Origin of the sequence: Paenibacillus agaridevorans (assembly GCF_018604145.1) — a bacterium.
Taxonomy (GTDB): domain Bacteria; phylum Bacillota; class Bacilli; order Paenibacillales; family Paenibacillaceae; genus Pristimantibacillus; species Pristimantibacillus agaridevorans.
Window position 1 is genome coordinate 1,151,891 of the sequence record NZ_CP075889.1, and the last position, 21,930, is coordinate 1,173,820.

Consider the following 21,930-nt stretch of genomic DNA (forward strand, 5'->3'; position numbering starts at 1 on the left):
AGTCGATATGAAACCATGATAAAGGAAAGCTTCCCGGATCGACTGCTCAAAGGATTATTTTATGTCTTGATGGGACTATTCTCACTTTATTGTTTATTGCCCTTCTGGTCCGTCGTGGCCAGTTCCTTTACCTCGGAAGCATCCATCTTGAAGAACGGATATATGTTTTGGCCAACAGATTTTAGCTTGGAAGCCTACAAAATGATTTTCAGGGACAATACGATTTATCGCTCTTACGGCGTCACGACCTTCGTTACAGTGGTCGGAACGGCGATGTCCATGATTTTGACCAGTGCAATGGCGTATACGCTTTCGGTAAAATCCGTGAAATATCGTAATCATATGGCTTTTTATATTTACTTTACGATGCTTTTCCATGGCGGCCTAGTCGCCTCGTATCTACTGATTTCAAAATATCTGGACATGAAAGATACGATTTGGGTACTTATCATTCCCAGCATGCTGAGTGCATGGAATATGTTTCTGCTTCGCAATTTCTTCGCCTCTATTGACGATTCGATTGCCGAATCTGCCAAAATTGACGGAGCAAACGATGCCTACATTTTGTTCCGCATCATTTTGCCAATATCGCTGCCGGCTTTGGCGACAATCGGACTATTTTATGCCTTAGGATATTGGAACAAATGGTTTGACGCTGTCCTGTACATTAATGATAAAAATTTGTATCCGCTTCAATATTTAATTCAACGTATCATGAACAATTTGGACTATGTCAATCAAATCTCTGCGGATATCAGCATTCCGAACTTTATTCCGCCAGCTATGACAGTGCGCCTTGCTACAACGGTCGTAACCATTGGCCCCATTATTTTCCTGTATCCGTTCTTGCAGAAGTATTTTGTCAAAGGCCTTATGGTAGGCGCCGTAAAAGGCTAGATCCGCCCTTTGGCGGTTTAGTATAAAGCTATAACATGTAAGTAGAAAAAGGGAGGAATTAGCAACATGAAGAGGAAAGTTTTGACGGTTTCATTATTATCCGTTGCGCTTGTCGTTTCTGCGGCAGCTTGCAGCAGCAACAAGGTTGAACAAGGTACGCCTTCCACAGGAACAAATGCGGTGTCTACACCGCAGCCGCCTAAGGCAGTGACGCTAAAAGGCATGCTTTTTGGCGACGAGCCAAAGGACTTGCCTATAGTTTTGGAGGAGTTCGAAAGCCGGACAAAGGATACGCTGAATACAAAGCTGGTGATTCAATGGAATCCGCCATCGGATCATAAGCAGAAGGTTAAGCTGATGATGGCCGCAGGCGAAGAAGTCGATTTTGTGTTTGATGCAGACTTTCAAAATTTGAGAGAGCTTATTCCTCAAGGCGCTTACGCTCAATTGGATAAATATTTTAACAATGATGAGTACCCGGGCTTGAAAGCGGCGTTTTCTCCAGAGTTCATCGAGATGAACAAACGTTATGACGATCATTTGTATACGATTCCATTCACGCAATATTTCTTTGATATTCCGGTTGTATATATTCGCAAGGATCTGCGAGAGAAGCTTGGCTTTAGCGAGCCGATCTCCAGCTACGAAGAGCTTCAACAATATTATGAAAAAGTTCTCGAATCCGAAAAGGGTATCACTCCGTTGGCTGTTAGAGGCAATGGCGGCTTCCAGGAAATGCTTGCTCCGGAGAGAGAGGAACTTGATACGGTCCGTCCTCTGAATCTAGGCGGAGTTATCTATTATGTTCATCTGTCCGATGACTTGAAGCAAGTACAGGATGTTGTCGCATTTGGCGATGATGCCTCCGCATGGGCGAAACTGCCTGCTCCGCTTGATACGATGAAAACAGCATTCGCACAATACGACAAATGGGCGGAGTGGAGCAAATATTTGGAGAAGGACGTACTCAGCCAGAAGGATCACAAGGCTTACTTCATGTCCGGTAAAGCAGCATCTTATTATGGTACGATTTCGTCGTATGCTGCGGATAAGAAAAAACTGCAGGAAACGATTGCAGATGCAGACCTGGAGTTTTTTGTCTTGAAGGATAAGATTCGCAACATGGAGCCGCAAGCCATCTCGACCTCTTACAAATCGAATAACTCAATCGCGATTCCGGTGTCCTCCAAAAACATCGACAGAACGATGAAGTTTTTTGACTGGTTGTTCCAAAGCCGCGAAAATCATGACTTATTCGAATATGGAATTGAGGGCAAGCATTGGGAGCCTGTCGGAGAAAACCAACTGAAGCTTCTGGACGAATCTGATAATTATGTGTTCCCTGGCTACGAATTCAGCTGGAACCCCAATATGATCCGCCTGCCAGCGGATTTGGATGAAACGGCGAAAAGTTACTTCGAATATTCGGCCAAAGAGGACACGTATTATGCCCCGGTGCTCGCTAAGTTCACATTTGACACCTCTAATGTAAAAGGCGAATTTGCCAACGTTCAATCGAAGGCAGATCCGTTTGTCCAAACGCTGAAGGCCGGCCAAGTGAAGGATTGGGAAGCCGAAGCAGTGGCGCTTAACAAGGAACTGAAGGCGCTTGGTTTGGATACGATTCGTGAAGAGATCAAAACGCAAGTTCAGACCTATCTGGATGCTGGCGGCAAATAAATTCATGGAGAAGAGCCGGGCTGTGGAGTAAGTTCCGCACCCGGTTCTCTGCTGTAAGATGACGATTCGAACAGTTCCAATAGCTCGGGAGCTACATATACTTCTTCCATGCCGTCACCAACTTTTGATTGGGTTTCGAAAACTTGCTTAGATCAAGCCGTTGCTCAATCAATCGCATTTCGACCGCAATTACGCGATTTCGTTGTTCGATATCTCGTGGTTTCGTTCTGGCATTTCAGGTACGGTATGCGCGAAGTAGGTTACAGGAGCTTTCATGCTGTCGAGTAAAGAATTGAGCCTTCGTTTCAACTCTGAATTCCCTCCTTAGACTGCTCTAAATCAAGCTTAGACAAAAAACCGAATGTTATTCGTTAGTTCTATTGTACATCAATATCGGCGATTTGGAAATTATTGTTGGATTGACATCAAGTTGTGTCTACAACGTCAATAAATTCGACAACACCGGAGAAGATTTAGAGGACGTGATCTCCCTCGGCACGATTGGCCTTATCAAAGCGATCCAAAGCTTCCAAACGGGTAAAGGCACGAAGCTCGTCACATTTGCGTCTCGTTGTATCGAAAACGAGATACTAATGTCAGGAGTGGTGCTGTCCAATTTATTGGTACAATGTTTTTCGAAACCGTGATGTGAAGTTTGTTAAAAACAGCAGGGTCTCGATTTGCGATTTCACACGCTAGAGCTATCAAAAAACGTACTTCCTTAATTGATTTATTTTGTCATGAGAGGGATTCGGATAGTGTCTATCTACCCCTAAATTCTTTTGTTTTGAGAATAAACAACCATTTATGATATGCTGTAATTAACCGTTATAGTATGTAAAAAGGGGATGTCAACTCTTGGAGGTCGAAAATCTAACAATAAATAAAATTTACAAATTAGTCAAGAACACTAGAAGGAAATACGGTTCTCTCAAAAAATGTGAACTTCATATCCATACACCCGCATCTTACGATTATCGCCTCATTGAAGAGAACGAGTATCGAAACTTAACTGACAAAGAAATCCTTTCTTTCGCAGAGAAGGAAGGATTATTTCAAAAAGATTTGGCTGATCATTTACTTGAGAATTTAGCTGAATATAATGACAGGACGTATAAGATCTCACTACAGGAGAAAGACATTCCTTTCGAAAGCTTTAAAGAATACATCGCCTACATGCTTATAGCTCGTAAACTTTATCTGAGTGATATTGAAGTTGCTGTAATATCTGATCATAATACGATTAATGGATATTATAAATTAAAATATGTGCTAGAAGAATTTTTCAAGCAAAAACTTAAGGGCAAGCAGGAATTCGAACATCGAAAAGCCATCACATTGTTTCTTGGTGTCGAAATCTCGTGCTCTGAAAAGAATCATTTGATAGCAATTGTTGACCAAAATAAATACGATGATCTGAATACTCTCCTGTCTGAGATAATCATTAATGAGGAAGACGGAACATATTTAACAAGCTTGCAAGTAATGGAGGAAATAAGGGCCATAGGTGGAGTAACTTATTTAGCTCACATGAACACGTCTGATTTTATTGGTAATAAAGCGTACCTTTCGAAACTATTTAATCATCCTCATACCAATATAATTGGCTTAACTGATTTGTCCGCAAAATCTAAAGATAGAGTGCTAAATATAGCTAGCGAACATAATAAAAATGCGAAGAAGAGTGTAGGGTTTGTATATGAGGGAGACGCACACAGCGTTGAAGCTTTAGGTAAGAAAAACACATGGATTAAGTTCAATAATGTCGATTTCTCTTCATTAAAAAAGGCGATAAACAATCACAAAATAAGTATTTATACAGAGAAGCCTAATAAATTAGAAAAATACATTAAGGGAATGGTTGTAGAATCTGGGGAGCTTGGATTTTTAAAGTCAAGCCCTGCTAACATAGACAATTATTCTTCGCAATTTATGGTAGTAGACTTTTCCCGAGACTTAAATTGTATAATTGGTGGTCGTGGCACTGGTAAAAGCACCATCATTAACACATTGGAAATTGCCACATCCTTAGAAACTGATGATTTAAACAAGCTGAAATTTGTTTGCCAACATAAATTGATATATGTCGTGTTCTATTTCGAAGAGCATGATTATGTCCTTCGTTTTATTCCTCAAACAAAAGACATCACGAAGCATTATCATGATGATGGAGAGATTAATAAACAAACATACTTTGAATCGGAATCCAAATATACGTTACTAAGTAATCACTGGGTAGAGATGTATAAACAAATTAAACCGAATACATTTGAAAAAATACCAGACAAAGATGTGCTACCGATCTTGCAGGGATTGTTTAGGAAAGGATATTCAATTAATAATATAGTCAATCAAATTAATAGCGGTCATATCGGGGATTTCCTGAAGGAAACAATTCTATACGGTTTTGATTATAAGAAAAAATCAAATGTTTTGCAAACATTGAGTACCATCTCAGATAACAGTCTCAATAAATACTTGCGAGAGAATGTAGATAGAATCCTTCAAGAGTCAGAACAGTATGAAATGGAAGTTAACACCAAAATTAACCACTTTAACAGTTTTAAAGATAATTCTATACGAATCGTTCATTCTCCAAAGAACAAAAGCATAGATTACTACTTAAATGATGTTTTAATGAAATTAAACACTAAGGGAAGTGTAGCCGGAACGAAACTAAGATGGCTCGACGTAGAAAGGTATATATCCCATATCTCAAAAAAGATTGGATACATCAATTTCTTGGGTTTGATTCTCAATAAAAAGTTTACTAAAATCGAATCTACTTTAAGCATTATAAACTATGTGAACCAAGATGCAAGTTACTCTTCAGTTGAAGATGATTTGAAGCCTGTCGACCAAATTACAATTCATTCCGTATACACAGATATATATAACAGGTTAATGTACATGAAAATTGAGGTTAGGAAAAGCATACTAAAATGGTTTGAAATTGTAGATGATTTCTCTCTGGAATTTAACGTGAATTTAAAAGAAAGTGTTAAAACAGAGCCAGCCATCTTCAAAGGCATTGAACAATTGTCTCTCGGTCAGAAGGTTGTAGCCATTCTAACCTTCCTGTTTAATTTTGGCCTTCATATGAATGACACTACTCCATTAATCATTGATCAACCGGAAGACAATCTTGACAACAAGTACATCTATAAAAACTTAGTGAACAGCTTAAAGAATATCAAAAATAATCGACAAGTCATCATAGTCACTCATAGCTCTACGATTGTAACCAATGCCGATGCCGAACAAGTGATCGTTATGGATTCTGACTATAAGAACGCATGGATCGAAGCCAAAGGATATCCATCAGAAAAAACAATCATAAGGCATGTTTTGAACTATATGGAAGGCGGTTCGGAGTCATTTAAACATAAAATGGCAACGTATATGTTATACGAAGACGATTTAATGGTTAAATCGTAACTCGAGAGTAGAGTTGGTATTTCAATGTATTCCGCGATCTCTAAAACGTCATAAACCAATAATTCTATAAGCGCAAGCCCGCACTTGAAGTGCGGGCTTGCAATTTAGGTTTAAATTTATTTCGTGAATTGCGCTTTTTCTTTAGAGCGCCGTATAAATTCGCGCATTTCTTCATGAGCTTCGGCTCGTTCATCTGGAGGTATCGGAATCGCCATAATTCCATCATCTAGGGGTCTAATAACAGGGCGACGACCGATTGCGGAAACTCGACCAGCGACGACTGTTTTGACTTTACGCATAATCATCAACTCCTTTAGATTAAGTATAATTCAATAAGCCGGTTGGCTTCAACTGTAGGAATAGCTAAAAGTCTCTTTTTGCTGTTAACAACTTCCATTCCGTAATGGTCAATGTAATGCTCTAACAACCCTGTTTTTGCTTGTAGTAGTACATAACCCTCGCCACTATTATCAAAACTTGTTTGACATGCCAAGCAGAATAGCACTTCTCCAACATTGATAAATTCATTTCTCGGCTTGCGGTTAAAAGGCGCTTTTTCAATCAAATCAACTTCAACAAAGCCATCTTTGATCGCAATGGCGATTAATCCTTGTATAATAGGATTTCCAGTAATGTGCAGTTTATAAGCGGTGAACTCATGATTTGACGCTAAATATGTTGACCAATTCAAACCCCGTGACCATCCATCACTTTTCTTTAACTGGACTAAATCAGACTTCGATAATAAGCTGAAATCAGCTTGGTAAGTCTCCCCACTTTGATGGATTAGTTTCCAATTCATCTTTGTGCCTCCCTACTTGTCCACTGTCTTATTATACATTAATTTCCTTTGACCTTATAGCAACACTCCTGACATTAGAACTGAAATACTTATCTCCGATTCTTGAAGAAAACACGCAAGGACGTATCCTTGCTTGATGCCATGAGTTTTATAAGGCGAAGGGATAAAGAGCATGAAAAAGAAAGAAAGCACCTTGTCACGGTGGTACAAGGTGCTTGAAACCATCATAAAATCGGCGAGAGCAGCCTCGCAACTGCCTGTTTGAATTTCGCCACGTTCGAGCGCTCGCCGTAGCGCTCCTTCGTCAATTCCGTGCAAGATTCACTATCTTGTAGAAACAACTCATGCAATTCCTTGGCGACGTTGGCGTCATAGACAAGCGCGTTCACTTCAAAGTTCAAACGGAAGCTGCGCGGATCAATGTTCATCGTGCCGACAGAAGCGACCTCTTCATCTACGACGATCGTTTTGGCGTGCATGAAGCCTTTTTCGTATTGCAAAATCTTTACCCCGTACGGCAGCAGTTCTCCAACGTGCACCAGCGTCGCCGAATACACAAAAGGATGATCCGGTTTGTTCGGAATCATGATACGTACATCCACACCGGACAACAACGCCATTTTGCAGGCGTCCATGAAGCTTGCGTCCGGGATAAAATACGGCGATTGAATGAAAATGCTGCGCTTCGCTTTCGTAATTAGCTTCAAATACATGATCTTCAGATGCTCCGTTTGGGAATTCGGCCCGCTCGATATAATCTGGATGGCGCTGTTGCCGGGATGATGATCTGGACGGAAGGAGAAATGTTTTTCAATATTTTGGCGCTCATAATTGGTTGCTTTGCTCCAGTCCATGATGAAACGGCCTTGAATCAAGGCAACCGCCCCGCCTTTAATCCGAAAATGCGTATCCCGCCAATAACCCATCCGTTCGGATAATCCCAAGTATTCATCTCCGACATTAAAACCTCCTACATATCCCACTTCACCGTCAATAATGCACAGTTTGCGGTGATTGCGATTGTTGATTCGAAGATTGATCAGACGGGACCAGGACGGGAAAAATGCAGCGACTTCCCCCCCGTGAACGATCAAGTCGCGGAAGAACGAGCGCGACATGCGTCTCGAACCGACCTCATCGTAGAGCACGCGGACTTTAACGCCTTCTTTTGCCTTCTCGGTTAATAGATCGCGCAGCTTTTTGCCCAGGTTGTCCGGTTTGATAATGTAATATTCAATGTTGATTTCGTCGGTCGCTTTGCGAATATCTGCAAATAACGCATCAAATTTAGCCCGTCCGTCATGGTAAATCTTCACTTCGTTATCGGTCGTCACAAGCGCGTTGGACGATTTCAAATTCATTTTTACGAGATTCGAATACTTTTGAAGAAGCCCGCCGTGCTTATGTATGTCTTGAAATTGTTTGTCCGCCGTATCATGGAAAAACGCAAGCTCCTCTGCCGTAAGTTGAAAAAAGTTATTTTGTTTTAATTGGCGGCCCAAGAAAACGTAAACCAAGAATCCCAGAACCGGTATAAAAAATAAGATCATCAACCAAGCCCACGTTGAGCCGATATCCCTACGTTCGATAAAGACCACGATACAAGCAAAAATAATGTTGATAACGGTTACGAAGGATAGGATAAGTGTAGTGATGCTCCCGAGTTCCAAGACGTTCCACCTCTTCATGTATGTCTCCAACCATCTTAGCAATCCAGATGTTCATTTTCAATGAAAATGTCGCCGAACGGGACCGCGAGAAGAAAGTTGTGATAGGCCGCTTTAAACAAAAAATAATTATAAAAGGATAACTTCGGCTGAAATTAATGAACCATGACCACAAATTCCACCAACAAACGCTCAGGAGCTTATAGCGCCAAAATTGTCGGAAGAACTCAATTGTTTAGCAGCCCTTCTCAAGATGTCGCATCTATATTAAAATCAAATAACCGAGGGATGTACCATTTGTCTGGTTGGTTGAATACAAATTGGAAATCAAATAATAGCATCGAATGGACCCAAAACTCTGACACGCTGAACATCACATGGACAGGTGAATTAACATCAGCGATCTTGTTTGTTCAGGCTAAACCTTTTTAACAAGCTGATGCGTAGGTGATTATGAGATGGCGGATATCTATGATCGGATGGGAATAACTAAGATCATTAATGCTTGCGGCACGATAACGAAGATAGGCGGCTCTAAGATGGCTGCAGAGGTGCTTGCGGCAATGAACGAGGCTGCAGGTGCTTTTGTGGACATTCATAAGTTTCATGCCAAATCAGGGGAGAGAATAGCCGAATTGTTTGGAGTTGAAGCTGCATGCATTACTTCAGGTGCCTCCGCGGGAATCGCCATATCGGCCGCAGCTTGTATGACTAGGGGAAATGCTAAGAAGATTATCCAGCTGCCTGATACAACAGGCATTCCTGATGAAGCTTTGATGCTCAAAAGCCACAGGATTCTTTATGATCAGGCACTAAGGGTATCCGGTGCTAAGATAAGAGAGATCGGTGAAATATCTAAAGTTTCTATCCGACAGATTGAAGAAGCCGTCTCTGATAATACTGCTCTATTTTTTTACATAGCAGCTGCAGAACAGGTAAAAGGCTCCTTGTCTCTCGCTGATATTATTCGTGTTATGAGGATAAATCAAATCCCCATTGTAGTAGACGCAGCTGCAGAACTGCCTCCGGTTAACAATGTGTCGAAGTATCTAGAGCAGGGAGCAGACCTTGTCATTATTAGCGGTGGTAAAGAAATTCGCGGTCCGCAATCTTCGGGTCTTATTCTAGGTAGAAGAGATCTAATAGAAGCTTGCATAGCGAACAGCAGTCCCAACTTTAGTATTGGTCGTTCTATGAAAACAGATAAAGAAACCATTGCGGGCCTTGTTAAGGCAGTGGAGTTATTCATAAGGAAAGATTACGTTCAAGAAATGAGACGCTGGGAAGCCATGGTATCCAATATCGTAGAGTCACTATCTCCAATACTGGGTACACACGTGCGACGAGGGTTTTCGAAGGAGCCTGGCGTGCAGCCAGCACATATACCTAGAGTATTCCTTAAACCTACCGCATCCACTGCGCAAGAGCTTCAAAATCGATTGATGATGATGGTACCGATTATCTATACTAATATACAAGAGGATGAGCTTGTCATTAATCCGCAATGTCTGGAAGATGATGAAGTAGCTCAAGTGATCGAGGCAATTATGGCGTTATTAGAGTAACTGAAGGAAACCATATTTGGATAAGAAGTAGTTTAACTAGAGCAGGCGTTCGAATAAGAGCGTCTGTTTTTTCATTTAGCTACGTTTATCGAAGCTCGACTGATGGGCATCGGAAAACTTAAATTTGTTATATTCAAATCAAACCATTGTGATAAAGTGGGAGTGATAGACATTGACAGACTCAACAACAACTGTTGCGGCTAGGCGTATTTCTTCCCGGGATTCGCAACATTCAACTATCAATTGATGTTGGATGCGGCTGAGAAGAGCCTGAAGGAATTGGATATTATCAAATAATAGGATCTGCGTTATACGTTGGAATAGGGTATGGAGGATGATAGATGGCGAACATCCGTATTAGCAGCCGTTATGCCGGTGGAAATATTCGTCTATTGGATAATATGGGAAATGAAATCCAGCTTGAACAGGAGCTGCGAGATACGGCGCAATGGTGGTTTTATTGGAGCTTTCGCGCTGACTCCAGCCTTGCGGAGACGATCGAATTTGTTTTTCATAATGGCGAAGTCATTGGGCCGTGGGGACCGGCCGTCAGCCGAGACGGAATTTCGTGGCGCTGGTTAGGAAGCGTGGCGGTTATTGCACCCAATCGATTTCGATATACGTTCGCAGCGGATGAGACTTGCTATTTTTGTTTCAGCATTCCCTATCAAATGCATCATTTCGAGTCTTTTTATGCAACAATCGATAACCATCCGCTTGTCAAACGAGAGGTTTTAACCTTATCCGAACAGCTGAGGCCGATACCCAAGCTTCTGTTGGGAAACCCGCAAGCTTCCGAGCATCTTTATTTAACTGCCAGGCATCATGCTTGCGAATCGACGTCGTCGTATGTGCTGGAAGGTCTGTTGGAGGCATTGCTCGAACCGTCTTCCTCCCTTCTTTTTAACGATTATTGCATACACGTAATTCCAATGGTGGATATTGACGGCGTGGAAAACGGAGACCAGGGCAAAGCCAGGGCGCCCCATGATCACAATCGGGACTATATCGAATCCCCCATCTATCGGGCGAGCGATGCGATTATCCGAGAGATAACTGCTTTAGGGGCCATTAAGGCAGGAATTGATTTTCACTGTCCCTACAAATGGGGGGGAAGAAACGATGTTCCCTTTATCGTCAAGAAAGGGCCGCCTGTCAAACAAGAAATCTTGAAATCCCTTATTTCGGGTTAGAAGAATCGATGGTTTCACCTGTCAATTGCAAGAAGTTTGGGGCAGCCATTGCAAAATCGCTTGAATTATATTTGTTAAGTCACGAATAAGGAAGCGACTTTTCGCTTCCTATTTTTCATAGGTGAATTATTTTTATAAATATGTTATACATAAATAACAGGAAACTTTTGGTATAGCATTGGCCACAGAACGGCAAGCCCGGAAAGGAGCGCTGGGGAGTGAATGAATGGTCAGACCGTCGAAACGTAAATAAGGCAATGTTGCTGTGTATCGCATGCTTGCTGCTGTTTCTATCCGGCTGCACCTTGCTTCCGAAGGAGGAGGAGGTGCTGAAGCCGCCTCTCCTTGTACCAAAGCAAGAGAGCTACAATTTGCTTGAGGTTAAGCGCGGAAGCGCTGTCAAGCAAGTAAAGGGAACGGGAACTTTTGAATCGACCAACACCGTCTACCAGGCGTTCGAAGGGGCCGCGGGGAAGATTGCGATAATTTCCGCAAAGGTTGGCGATGTGGTCAGGCGGGGCGACCCGCTCATGGAACTTAACACCGAAGGGCTTGAAATCGTTTTATTGGAGAGAGAGAGGGACTTCGAATTAGCGAAGCTGGCGCTGGAGCAATCTAAGGAAACGCGCGATCCGCAGATGATGAAGATTCGGCTGCTGGAGCTTGACATCGCGCGGAAAAAATTGGACGAAGCGCGTAAACAGCAAGAAGGCAAGGCCATGGTGGCGCAAATCGATGGAATCGTTACCTTTATGGAGGAGGTGGAGATTGGCGATACGATCGAATTGGGAAAGGTATACGTTGTGATCGCCGACCCGGCTCAAATACGTCTTGCTTATTCGGGAGCGCCGTCCGCCGAGCTTGAAGAGGTGGAGGTCGGAATGGAGGCTGAAATTGCATACGGCGGGCAGACGCTCCATGGGATTGTTACCCAATGTCCATCTTCGGCTCCCGAGACGGATGATGAGCAGCTGGCCGAGAAATACGCCAGAACGATTTACTTTGAGCTGGCAGATACGGGGATTAAACCAGAGCTCCATACAACTGCGGACATCGTCATTATTCTCCTGGAAAAAGAAAATGTGATCCTGATTCCAAGAAGCGCCGTACTTACGCTGATCGGCCGCAATTATGTCAAAATATTGGATGGCGATAGCGTGAAGGAGATCGATGTCGAGCTAGGTATCAACACCTTGTCCGGCGTTGAGATCATCGAGGGTCTGGAAGAGGGTCAAATGGTTATCCTCCAATAGCATAGGGGGAATTTCGCGGGAAGGAGGATCGAATGATGGCTCTTCTCTTGATGATTATGCGCAAGATGGTCAAAAACAGATGGTTGGAGCTCAGCTTGTTGAGTGGACTTATCCTCTCTGTCGCACTCATTAGCAGCATTCCGATTTATACGGAAGCGATCCTGCAGCGGGTTCTCCTGAAGGATCTGGAGAACCTTCAGGCTTCGTCCGGCAGGTATCCGGGGACGGTATATGCCAAGGTTTTTATGGGATCGACTTCATATTGGGATTCCGGCGATTATGAGCCCGAGCAAAGGCCGCGGGTGCTAAAAGATACAAATGCGTTTATGCAAGAGGATGCGGCTGAACGCTTTGGACTTCCAGTGAAACATCTAGTGATGGAAGCCGCAACAGAGTTGTATTCCTTTATCCCGACGGATAAAACCAAAGTCGAATCAGAGACGGAGCGTTTAGCCGAAATTGCGGCAAGATCAGATCTTTATGATCATATTACCTTGATCGATGGGCGGCTTCCGGCAAGTGAGCCCGTGGACGGCATCTATGAAGCGTTGGTCGTTCAGCAATCCCTTAAAGCATTGAACATGGTGCTCGGTCATGTTTTCGAGATTGAGAACGGGGATGCAAAGACGAAAATTAAGGTGAAGCCCGTAGGTGTTATGGATAAGCTCGATTATTCCGATCCCTATTGGCACAATCATCTCGACGAATACAGAAAGACGTTTTTTATTGATTATGATCTGTTTGAGACTCATATCTCATCGAACAAGGCGCTTCCCGCCGCTAGCGCAAGCTGGCTGTTTGTGCTTGATTATTCGGGTATGGATTTGAATTCGGTACATCAATATATGCAAACGACCGAACGAATCGATACGCATCTCATGAATCGGTTTAGTACCTATACTCTTGATTCGCCTGCCGTACAAACGGTTGAGACTTACTTTCAAAGAGAAGCGGATTTGAGACTGCTGGTCTGGTCCATGTACGTGCCTTTAATCATTCTTTTGGCTTTTTATTTATACATGGTTTCAAATCTCATTACCGAGCGGCAGAAAACGGAAATTTCCGTGCTGCGCAGTCGAGGCGCAAGCCGACTCCAAGTTTTAACCGGTTATTTAATAGAAGGGATGCTTCTCGGCGTCATTGCTTATGCGGCAGGCCCCCCGATCGGCATGCTGCTGGCCAAATCGCTTGGCGCCTCAAGCGGTTTTCTGGCGTTTGTCGATCGTACGGCGCTTCCTGTAAAGGTTACCGATGATTCGTATCTGTATGGTCTGTACGCTGTTATCAGTTCCATCCTTATGATGCTTTTTCCGGTATTCCAGGCGACTCGTTTATCGATTGTGAGCCAAAAGCAGCAGATGGGACGACGTACGAACCGTTTGTTCTGGCACCGGTACTTTTTTGACATAATAGCGGTTGCCGTAGCCATATATGGGCTCTCTGCGTTTAACAGGCAGCGGGAGGATATGCTGCAGGTAGGCGTGGACGCTTCGGCTTTTTCTGTCGATCCGCTGCTATTTCTCGTGCCCGCTCTTTTTATACTTGGTTTTGGTTTGCTGGCGCTGAGGCTGTATCCATTAATCATCCGGTTCATATTCCGGGTCGGAAGAGAGTTCTGGCCGCCATATCTTTATTCTACGCTCATCCAGGTCGGGAGATCCGGCACGCAGTACCAAATGGTCATGATGTTTCTCATCCTAACGATTGCAACGGGATTATTTAGCGCTAGCGCGGCACGGACGTTGAATGACAATTTAGAACAAAAAATCAGGTATAAGAACGGAGCGGACATCGTACTGAAATCGCACTGGCTTAGTGAATCCTCTCTGGCTTCTTCTGGCGGAACACAGCGCATTCAATATGTCGAACCGCCGTATCAAGCGTTCACTGAGCTTCCTGGCGTTAAGTCGGCAGCAAAGGTATTCGTCCAGAACAATGCCTACACCTTGGTTGGCAATGAGCGCGGCTTGACTAAGGTGATGGGGATTCATACGGCGGATTTTGGCCGCACCGCATGGATTCGAGACGGTCTGCTGGGCAATCATTTTTATGAATATTTGAATTTAATCGCATTGGATCCGAAGGCGGTTTTGATCTCTCGTTCCCTTTCGGACAAAGGCATCCGTCCGGGCGATGTGATTAACGTCGGTTGGAGCGGCGTAGAGCCCAAAACTTTTACGGTGTATGGCATTATTGATTATTGGCCGACGTTCAATCCAAATACGATGAGCACGACCGAAGAACAAACGAATGCCAGCCGGCCCTCTTTGGTCGTAGGCCATCTTGAGTATATGCAGAAGGCGATGGCGCTCGAGCCTTACGAAGTGTGGATTAAGCTGGATGAGAATGCGCCCAGACAGCCCTTATACGATGCGATAGCGGAGAAAAAGCTAAGCTTGGCGTTCATGACGGATACACGGGAAGAACTGCAACGTATGGGCACCGATCCGTTTCAATTGGCGCTTAACGGAGTGATGACGTTAGGCTTTTTGATCTCGGTCATCATCAGCTTTTTTGGCTTTCTGCTGTACTGGCTGCTGTCCCTTACGGGTAGAGTGCTGCAATTCGGGATTTTTCGAGCAATGGGCATGTCCTTTGCGCAAATAATTGGCATGCTGATCACGGAGCAGATTCTGATTTCAGGGGCAGCGGTCCTGATCGGCGGGTTGGTAGGCAGCGTAACGAGCACATGGTTTGTAAGCTTGTTTCAGATTTCTTTTAACCCATCCGCACAGGTGCCGCCTTTTCAAGTCATGTTTGATTCAAGCGATACGACGCGGATGTACTTCGTTGTGATGGTCATGATCGTTATGGGCCTGCTTATTTTGGGCTGGCGTCTGTCGAGGATCAAAATTCATCAGGCGCTCAAGCTGGGGGAGGATTGACTCCATGAACAGGTGCGATAAAAATGCGTATTTTTGCATCCTTATTTTGATATTCCATCTTACGCTCCTCTCGGGCTGTACACGGGCTCTAGAACGCAAAGCGGCAGTTCCGGAGCTCATAGAGCCGGCCAGCGTCGAGCTGGATTTGTTCGAGGTCAAACGGGGTACGCTTGCTTTAGAAATGAGAGGGACCGGGATCATCGTTCCTTCCGCAACGGACTATTATTCCTTCGAGATTGATGGGGAACTGGGGCAATGGTTGGTCCGGCCCGGAGATATTGTCCATAAAGGCGATGTTCTCGTTCGACTGGATTCCGGCAATTTCGACATGCAACTCGTTCAGCAGCAGTTGGCGGTCGAAAATAGGCAAAGAGCACTAAATCAAGAGCTTGAAGCAGGATTAGACGAGGTGAATACGGACAATCTTTGGCTGCTTCGAACGAATCTGAGGATCGAGCAGATGAAGCTCGACTTGCTGCTGGACCGTCAAAGCAAGCGGGAATTAAGGGCGTTAACGGATGGGATCGTGACGTTTGCGGACAGTATCAGAGCGGGTGATCCAGTCACGTCCTATCAGCCGGTGGCAGGCATTGCCCGGACGGATAAGCTGCAGCTTCGATATATCGGCGACCTGTCGTCCCGCTTATCCCATTTGAAGCTGGGGATGTCGGCAGTGCTTACCGATCCAGATAGCTCTCAGAAGATTAAAGGGATTGTAGCTTCATTGCCGACGGGATCCGCCAATGCTTCTAACTCCTCGCGGGCCGCCATCCTTGAGAGAACGTTACTATTCGATTTCGAAAATGAACTTCCCGACTCTATCCGGCTTGGAGATAACCTCGAATTTGCTTTGGAGCTTGTGCGCAAGGAGAATGCCTTGATCATCCCGCGCGGTGCGCTGCGCAATTATCAAGGCAGAGATTTTGTGCTGGTTGTCGACGGGGAAACAAGTCGCGAATTGGACGTGGAGCGGGGGCTCGTAACGCCGACAGAGGTTGAAATCGTAGCGGGCCTTGCGGAAGGTCAACAGATCGTTGTCACTAATTGATTGATCGCAAGAGAGTTTATATTTGTGAATACATTTCAAAATAACGTCCGAAAAATCAGCTAAAATCCGATGTTATTTTATTAAATTTAAAAAACTATTTACATACATAAAATATGATTTATAATATGGATGCAGGCACAAAACAATACGGGTATTTCCTGCACTGCGGCGAACGATTGGGATGGCCGCTCAAGCTTATTGTCGCAATGAAGGAAATAAAAGAAGGAGTGATCCAGAAGGCCATCGTGAACGTCTGATAGAAAAGAAGCCCTATCAATCACAAAATGTATGCGTTTACATACTGGGGTTTCGGCAAGGAAAGGGACAAGTCCACCTCTATCATAAGACGGCCAGTTCCGGCATCAAGCCGAGCGGAAATTCGATGAAAACAGGAGGGATTATGAAATGCGAAAACGACTAATCATTGCCGCCATCACGGTCTGCATGCTTTTGCTGTTAAATACAACGCCCGGGATGGCGCCGTCGGCGATATACGCTTCCGACGAAACATGGACCGAGAACGAGTTGAACGAGCAATTAAACGAACTCAACTCCGTCATTGCTGCGACAAGCCGACCGCAGCTGGTGCCGTTTCTTGAAACCGTGAGGGATGAAGCAACCGCGGTAGTGGGATCCTCGGACATTTCGTTTAAAGAAGGCTTGAAGACGAAGAAGGCAATGAAGTATGCACTTAAGCTGGCGAAGGATGCCACGACGGGCAGCGCTTCCGAATTATGGACGAACACGCCGTTTATCGTGTATGAAGCCGCAGCGCTCAGCCCGGAAAAACGTCTGCCAAACACGCTTCCGACAGATGGAGCCATTACGGATCAGCTAAACGTTATTTCGGCGCAAGACGAATATGAAGCGGCTTCGTTCGTACTCGCTCCGCTTAGCGACGTAGACTCCGTAACGTTTGCAATATCCGATTTGCAAGGAACGGATAGCGTCATTCCTGCCAGCGCCATTGATATGCACGTCATCAAAACATGGTACCAAGGCGGAACGGCTTGGCAGAGCTATTTTTTTGACGGCTCAAAAAATGTCCTTGTGCCCGAGCTGCTGCTGCATGACGAAAACCTGGTGCGCGTGGATCATGAACTGGAGAAAAACTACATTCGCGTTGATTATCCTGAAGGCTCGCAGTATGTAGACGTCTTTACGAAGCCAAATAAAAAATTCGATCATTTGGCCGAACCGGTTGAGGACAGTCCAGTGCTGCTGCCAATCGAGCTGAAGCAAGGCGAGTCGAAGCAGATGTGGATAACAACGAAAGTGGATGCGGGAACTCCGGAGGGCTTCTACACCGGAACGATTGATATTACCGCAGACGGCGTCCCTGCCGGACAAATCACTTTAAAGATCCGAGTGCTGCCGTTTGATCTGCCTGACCCGAAGACGTACTACGATGTGGATAAGGACTTCTATGTCATGTTGTATCACGAGAGTCGCGTGCGGGAGTATATGAAGGAGTCGGGCGGAAACGCGGCACTCGTTGACGAGAAGCTGGCGAACGAATATCGGAATATGGCGGAGCACAACGCGGTAAATATTCCGGCGCCGATCTATAACGCATCAGACAGTCAATACTTCTTCCGCCAACTGGAGTTAATGGAGGGGGCCGGACTTGAACTGAATCCGTTGTTTGGCGCGAAACAAACCTTTCCCGAGTATACGATTTTTACCCACTACAGCAACTATCTCAATTGGAAAGCGAAATATGAAGCCGATCCAACGCCGGAGAATCAAGCCAAGATGGATCAATTTTACACATTATGGCGCCAAGGGGTAGAGGATTTTAAACCGGTCCTCGATGAAGCTTTTGCGACCATTAGCAACTATGTCGGGCATACGAACATTTATTTCGACGGTTGGGACGAAGCGGGCTGGTCGATGCTGCAATTCCAGCAAGAGCTTTGGAAGTATATCCAGGATGAGCTTGGCGGAAAGGTATTCGCGTCAGGACATGGCTCTCACTTGGAGCTGGAAACGAAGGAGCAATTTTTAAACTGGGCAGGAGAAATGACGAGGGAACAGGCCGCTAATTGGCATGCTTTGGGCGAAGATAAATTGATTACCAGCTACGCGTATCCGCATACTGGCCCGGAAAACCCGGATTTGATGCGTCAACGCCACGGCATGTGGCTGTACAAAGCGAATTATGACGCTACTTATAACTATATCTATTACGAGAACTTCCTTAACACCTGGAACGATGATGTGGATGCTACGTACCGCCAGCTCGCCTTGGTTTATCCGACGCAAACCGATATCATTGACACGCTCGCATGGGAAGGGTTCCGCGAAGGCATCGACGATATTCGTTATGCGACGAAGCTGCAGCAGGTTGCGCAGGATGCAATCGCCTCCGGTCAGGCGGATCGTGTCGAAGCCGCAAATAAAGCGCTGAATTGGCTGGAAGTCAGCGATGAGCGCTCGATGTCCGCCGATTTGATCAGGCTTGAAATGATCTACCATATCCTTCGCATGCTTGAGCTTGCGGAATAAGGAGGGGGGATATCCATGAGGAGAAAAACGAAAAGAAGCGTTCTGCTGATGTTCGCGCTTGTTCTGCTGCTGAGCCTGCCGCAAGGGATGGCAGCTGCCGGGGAAACCAAAAATGTTTATGAGGTTACCTATTCTTCGGAGGATCTATCAACGCCGATGGATTGGTACAACAGCGATTACTTCGACAATCCATTGTACAAGGAGAACCGATTCGTCCAGTACTGGGTGCAAACGCCAATTGCACCCGGCGGCCCGCGGGATACAGGCTTCTATATGGTTTATAACGAGGAAGGGCTAAATATCTTCTTCCAGTCAAACGAGTCGGAGAGAACCGAGGACGGTGTACTAAAGAGCAGCGCGATCGAGCTCTTTATGCAGACCGGTCAAGGAGACCTTCCTTATCATCAGATGATCATCCATATGGATGGCAGCTCTCATGAGTATTACGAATGGCAGACCGAAAATCGCGACAATCGTCCTTTTAAGGATTTCGTTTCCGTGACAAACGAAGAAATTCCTACAGGATGGGGAACCGTGTTGTTTATTCCGTGGGAAGCCGTCTACGATTATGTGCCGCTGGATGGCGAAAAGTGGGAGTTCAGCATGATCCGCTGGTCCCCCTCTAACTCACCGACATGGGGAGGCAACGTGCATCAGCCGGGCAGGTTCCATGAGCTGAAATTCGCGGTACCAACGGCGGAACAACGTACTTTGATCCAGAAAAATATGATTGTGAAGGCGTGGGAGAAGTTCGGCTCGACTGCAGCAGAAGTGACCGCTGTATGGCAAACGAACGGAGATGCGGCTGACCGGCAATTTTTTAATACGCATGTTCAACCGCTGATTGCGGCGGGCGAGGCGAACGGAAGCCCCATTCCGAATTTGGACAGCTTGAGCCCTTCGGAAATTGATGAGCTGTGGGATCATGTCGAATCGTTGACGGAGCTCCGCTACGACGTTGAGGATGAACGGAAAGTATATTTGAAGAAGCTGTTGATGAGCGAGAACGAGGCGCCAACAGTAGAGAATTCGACGCACACCACTTACGTGAATACGCCAGTAAGCGGAATCGTTGCCGCAACGGACGCGGACGGAGATGCTTTAACGTATGCGCTCGGAGCCGCTCCTGCTCAAGGTACGACAACGGTGGACACGGATGGCAATTGGACGTATACGCCGAATGAGGACTATATAGGCAGCGACAAATTCACGGTCATCGTAACGGATCCATCCGGCGATACGGCGACGTCGACGATTGATCTGGTCGTTAAGGCTGCTCCGGTAATCGGTGTTGTATTGAACAAAACGGAATTGTCGCCGCCTAATCATAAGATGGTGCCGATCGAAGCGACGATTACGCACAGTGATGGCCATTCTGCCATTGCCTCATTCGAGCTAGTATCGATTACCAGCAACGAGGAGGATAATGGTTCAGGCGATGGGAATACCTCGGATGATATACAGGATGCCGATTTTGGAACGGCCGATACTTCATTTAGCTTGCGGGCCGAGCGATCTGGAAACGGAAATGGCCGTATATATACGATCATTTATTCCGTAGTCGATCACGAGGGTTTTACGACGACGGTTACTGCTCAGGTAACGGTGCCGAAGGGGAAAGGTAAATAATTAGGAACGGAATTTACGAAATCGTCGGTTTTAAGATGAAATGAATCGAAGTTAATCATGACGGTTGTCGCAGGATCGGCCACGTTTGTGGTCAATCTTGCGACAATTTGGTTTGAGGCATCGTTTTTTATCTAAAACATGAAAAAAGATTCACAATGGTGAAAATAATGATTGACTACCCCTAGCTGCAGATATAAAATTTTGGTATATGGAAAAAGGAGGGGGAAGGATGAAAGACAACGCGAAGAAGAAGAAGGTGGCGGCTATCGTTACAGAATACCGCTACAATTCCCATGCGGAGGTCATTTTGGGGCGGCTTTTGGGCAGCTTTCAATATGAGCCGCAGATCGAGGTTGTCTCCATCTATACCGATCAAGTTCCGAAAGGGGATATGAGCAGGGAAGAGGCAAAAAAACATCGTATACCGATTTGCGCTACAATCGGCGAAGCCATTCGTGCCGCCCACTCTGAGGGGCCAGTCGATGGCGTCGTTATTATTGGGGAGCATGGAGACTATCCGTTCAACGAGAAGGGAATGCATATGTACCCGAGGCGACGCTTTCTGGAGGAAACGATTGCGGCCCTCGACGAGCTCGGGCTGGCGGTTCCTATTTTTTCCGATAAGCACTTGGCGTACGATTATAACGATGCTTTATGGATGTATAATCAGATGAAAACGCGAAACATTCCGTTTTTGGGCGGTTCCTCGATTCCGCATACCGACGCGGTACCTGCATTCGATCCGGATAACCTGAAAACATTATCCGAAATATTGATGATTAGTAATGGAGGGCTTGAAGCTTACGGCTTTCACGCCATGGATATTATGCAATCGCTTGCAGAACGAAGAACGGGCGGCGAAACAGGGGTTCGCTCTGTACAGCTGATCGATGGAGTCGGCGGAGAAGCTTGGGCGATGATGGATCGGGGGGAGTGGCCCGAAGAGCTGCTTTTGCATGCGCTGCAGGCATATCCTGATTTGCCGAATGCGATTCCAAGAGAGAGTGAGCCGGAGCCGGCCCTATTTATAATCGAATATAAGGATGGGACGAAGGGCTATATTATTCAGTTCAAGAGACTGACGGAGCTGTGGGGTTATGCCTATCGCTATGGGGAGAATCAAGTGGCGGCTGCCGTGTGCGACAGCGATCTCGATCGGCCCTTCAAGCATTTTGAACGGTTAACGCAAATCATCGAAGCATTCATCATGACAGGAGAGCCGCCGTTCCCGATGGAACGGACGCTGCTTTCGACAGGCATGATCTGTCTTGCAATGGAGTCCCTTTATAATAGAAGAAAGATGGATACGCCAGAGCTTTCTATTACATATTCACCGTCTTAAGCTTATCGATGAAGAACATTTCT

Annotated in this window: 15 protein-coding genes and 1 pseudogene; 13 read left to right on the plus strand and 3 right to left on the minus strand. The window is 45.4% G+C overall.

The annotated features are described in order from the left end of the window. Positions 1-15 precede the first annotated feature (15 nt). The 4 genes and pseudogenes from KJW29_RS04545 to KJW29_RS04560 all read left to right on the plus strand — a co-directional run bounded on the left by KJW29_RS04545 (position 16) and on the right by KJW29_RS04560 (position 6,015). Entirely contained in the window at positions 16-897 is an 882-nt protein-coding gene (locus tag KJW29_RS04545) for a carbohydrate ABC transporter permease (RefSeq protein WP_087568881.1), read from the plus strand. A gap of 66 nt (positions 898-963) precedes the next feature. Then, on the plus strand, positions 964-2,577 hold the full coding sequence (locus KJW29_RS04550) for an ABC transporter substrate-binding protein (protein ID WP_214628907.1): 1,614 nt from the start codon (positions 964-966) through the stop codon (positions 2,575-2,577). A gap of 386 nt (positions 2,578-2,963) precedes the next feature. Next, positions 2,964-3,173 (plus strand): annotated as a pseudogene (locus KJW29_RS04555) (sigma factor); the annotation flags it as partial. A gap of 262 nt (positions 3,174-3,435) precedes the next feature. Continuing rightward, on the plus strand, positions 3,436-6,015 hold the full coding sequence (locus tag KJW29_RS04560; RefSeq protein WP_214628909.1) for a Spaf_1101 family AAA-like ATPase: 2,580 nt from the start codon (positions 3,436-3,438) through the stop codon (positions 6,013-6,015). Between the two features lie 116 nt (positions 6,016-6,131). Here the strand turns inward: KJW29_RS04560 and KJW29_RS04565 are convergent, their stop codons facing one another. The 3 genes from KJW29_RS04565 to cls form a co-directional block, all read right to left on the minus strand. Next, positions 6,132-6,314, minus strand: coding sequence for a hypothetical protein (locus KJW29_RS04565; RefSeq protein WP_214628910.1), 183 nt, complete (start codon positions 6,312-6,314; stop codon positions 6,132-6,134). A gap of 14 nt (positions 6,315-6,328) precedes the next feature. Then, on the minus strand, positions 6,329-6,817 hold the full coding sequence (locus tag KJW29_RS04570; protein ID WP_214628911.1) for a hypothetical protein: 489 nt from the start codon (positions 6,815-6,817) through the stop codon (positions 6,329-6,331). Positions 6,818-7,041: 224 nt separating this feature from the next. After that, positions 7,042-8,487, minus strand: a complete 1,446-nt coding sequence (cls, locus tag KJW29_RS04575; RefSeq protein ID WP_214630994.1) for a cardiolipin synthase — start codon at positions 8,485-8,487, stop codon at positions 7,042-7,044. Positions 8,488-8,942: 455 nt separating this feature from the next. Here cls and KJW29_RS04580 point away from each other — a divergent pair, with 455 nt between their 5' ends. From KJW29_RS04580 to KJW29_RS04615, 9 genes are all read left to right on the plus strand, one after another. Continuing rightward, entirely contained in the window at positions 8,943-10,049 is a 1,107-nt protein-coding gene (locus KJW29_RS04580; protein ID WP_214628912.1) for an aminotransferase class V-fold PLP-dependent enzyme, read from the plus strand. 341 nt (positions 10,050-10,390) lie between these two features. After that, positions 10,391-11,242 (plus strand): M14 family zinc carboxypeptidase, encoded by an 852-nt coding sequence (locus KJW29_RS04585; RefSeq protein WP_214628913.1) that lies wholly within the window; start codon positions 10,391-10,393, stop codon positions 11,240-11,242. Positions 11,243-11,460: 218 nt separating this feature from the next. Next, entirely contained in the window at positions 11,461-12,495 is a 1,035-nt protein-coding gene (locus tag KJW29_RS04590) for an efflux RND transporter periplasmic adaptor subunit (RefSeq protein ID WP_214628914.1), read from the plus strand. Positions 12,496-12,527: 32 nt separating this feature from the next. Continuing rightward, the gene (locus KJW29_RS04595) at positions 12,528-15,380 is read left to right on the plus strand and encodes an ABC transporter permease (RefSeq protein WP_246608584.1); all 2,853 of its coding nucleotides are present in this window, start codon (positions 12,528-12,530) and stop codon (positions 15,378-15,380) included. A gap of 4 nt (positions 15,381-15,384) precedes the next feature. Continuing rightward, positions 15,385-16,428 (plus strand): efflux RND transporter periplasmic adaptor subunit, encoded by a 1,044-nt coding sequence (locus KJW29_RS04600; protein WP_214628915.1) that lies wholly within the window; start codon positions 15,385-15,387, stop codon positions 16,426-16,428. Between the two features lie 125 nt (positions 16,429-16,553). After that, positions 16,554-16,685 carry a hypothetical protein gene (locus KJW29_RS36425; RefSeq protein ID WP_281426331.1) on the plus strand — a complete coding sequence of 44 codons (132 nt, stop codon included), beginning with the start codon at positions 16,554-16,556 and terminating at the stop codon, positions 16,683-16,685. A 148-nt stretch (positions 16,686-16,833) separates the two neighbouring features. Then, positions 16,834-18,936: a hypothetical protein gene (locus KJW29_RS04605; RefSeq protein WP_214628916.1), complete on the plus strand. Its 2,103-nt coding sequence runs from the start codon at positions 16,834-16,836 to the stop codon at positions 18,934-18,936. 15 nt (positions 18,937-18,951) lie between these two features. Continuing rightward, complete coding sequence (locus KJW29_RS04610; protein ID WP_214628917.1) at positions 18,952-20,565, plus strand: Ig-like domain-containing protein; 1,614 nt, start codon at positions 18,952-18,954, stop codon at positions 20,563-20,565. 229 nt (positions 20,566-20,794) lie between these two features. Beyond that, a complete protein-coding gene (locus tag KJW29_RS04615; RefSeq protein WP_246608585.1) occupies positions 20,795-21,907 on the plus strand; it encodes a hypothetical protein in 1,113 nt (370 codons plus the stop codon). Positions 21,908-21,930: the final 23 nt, after the last annotated feature.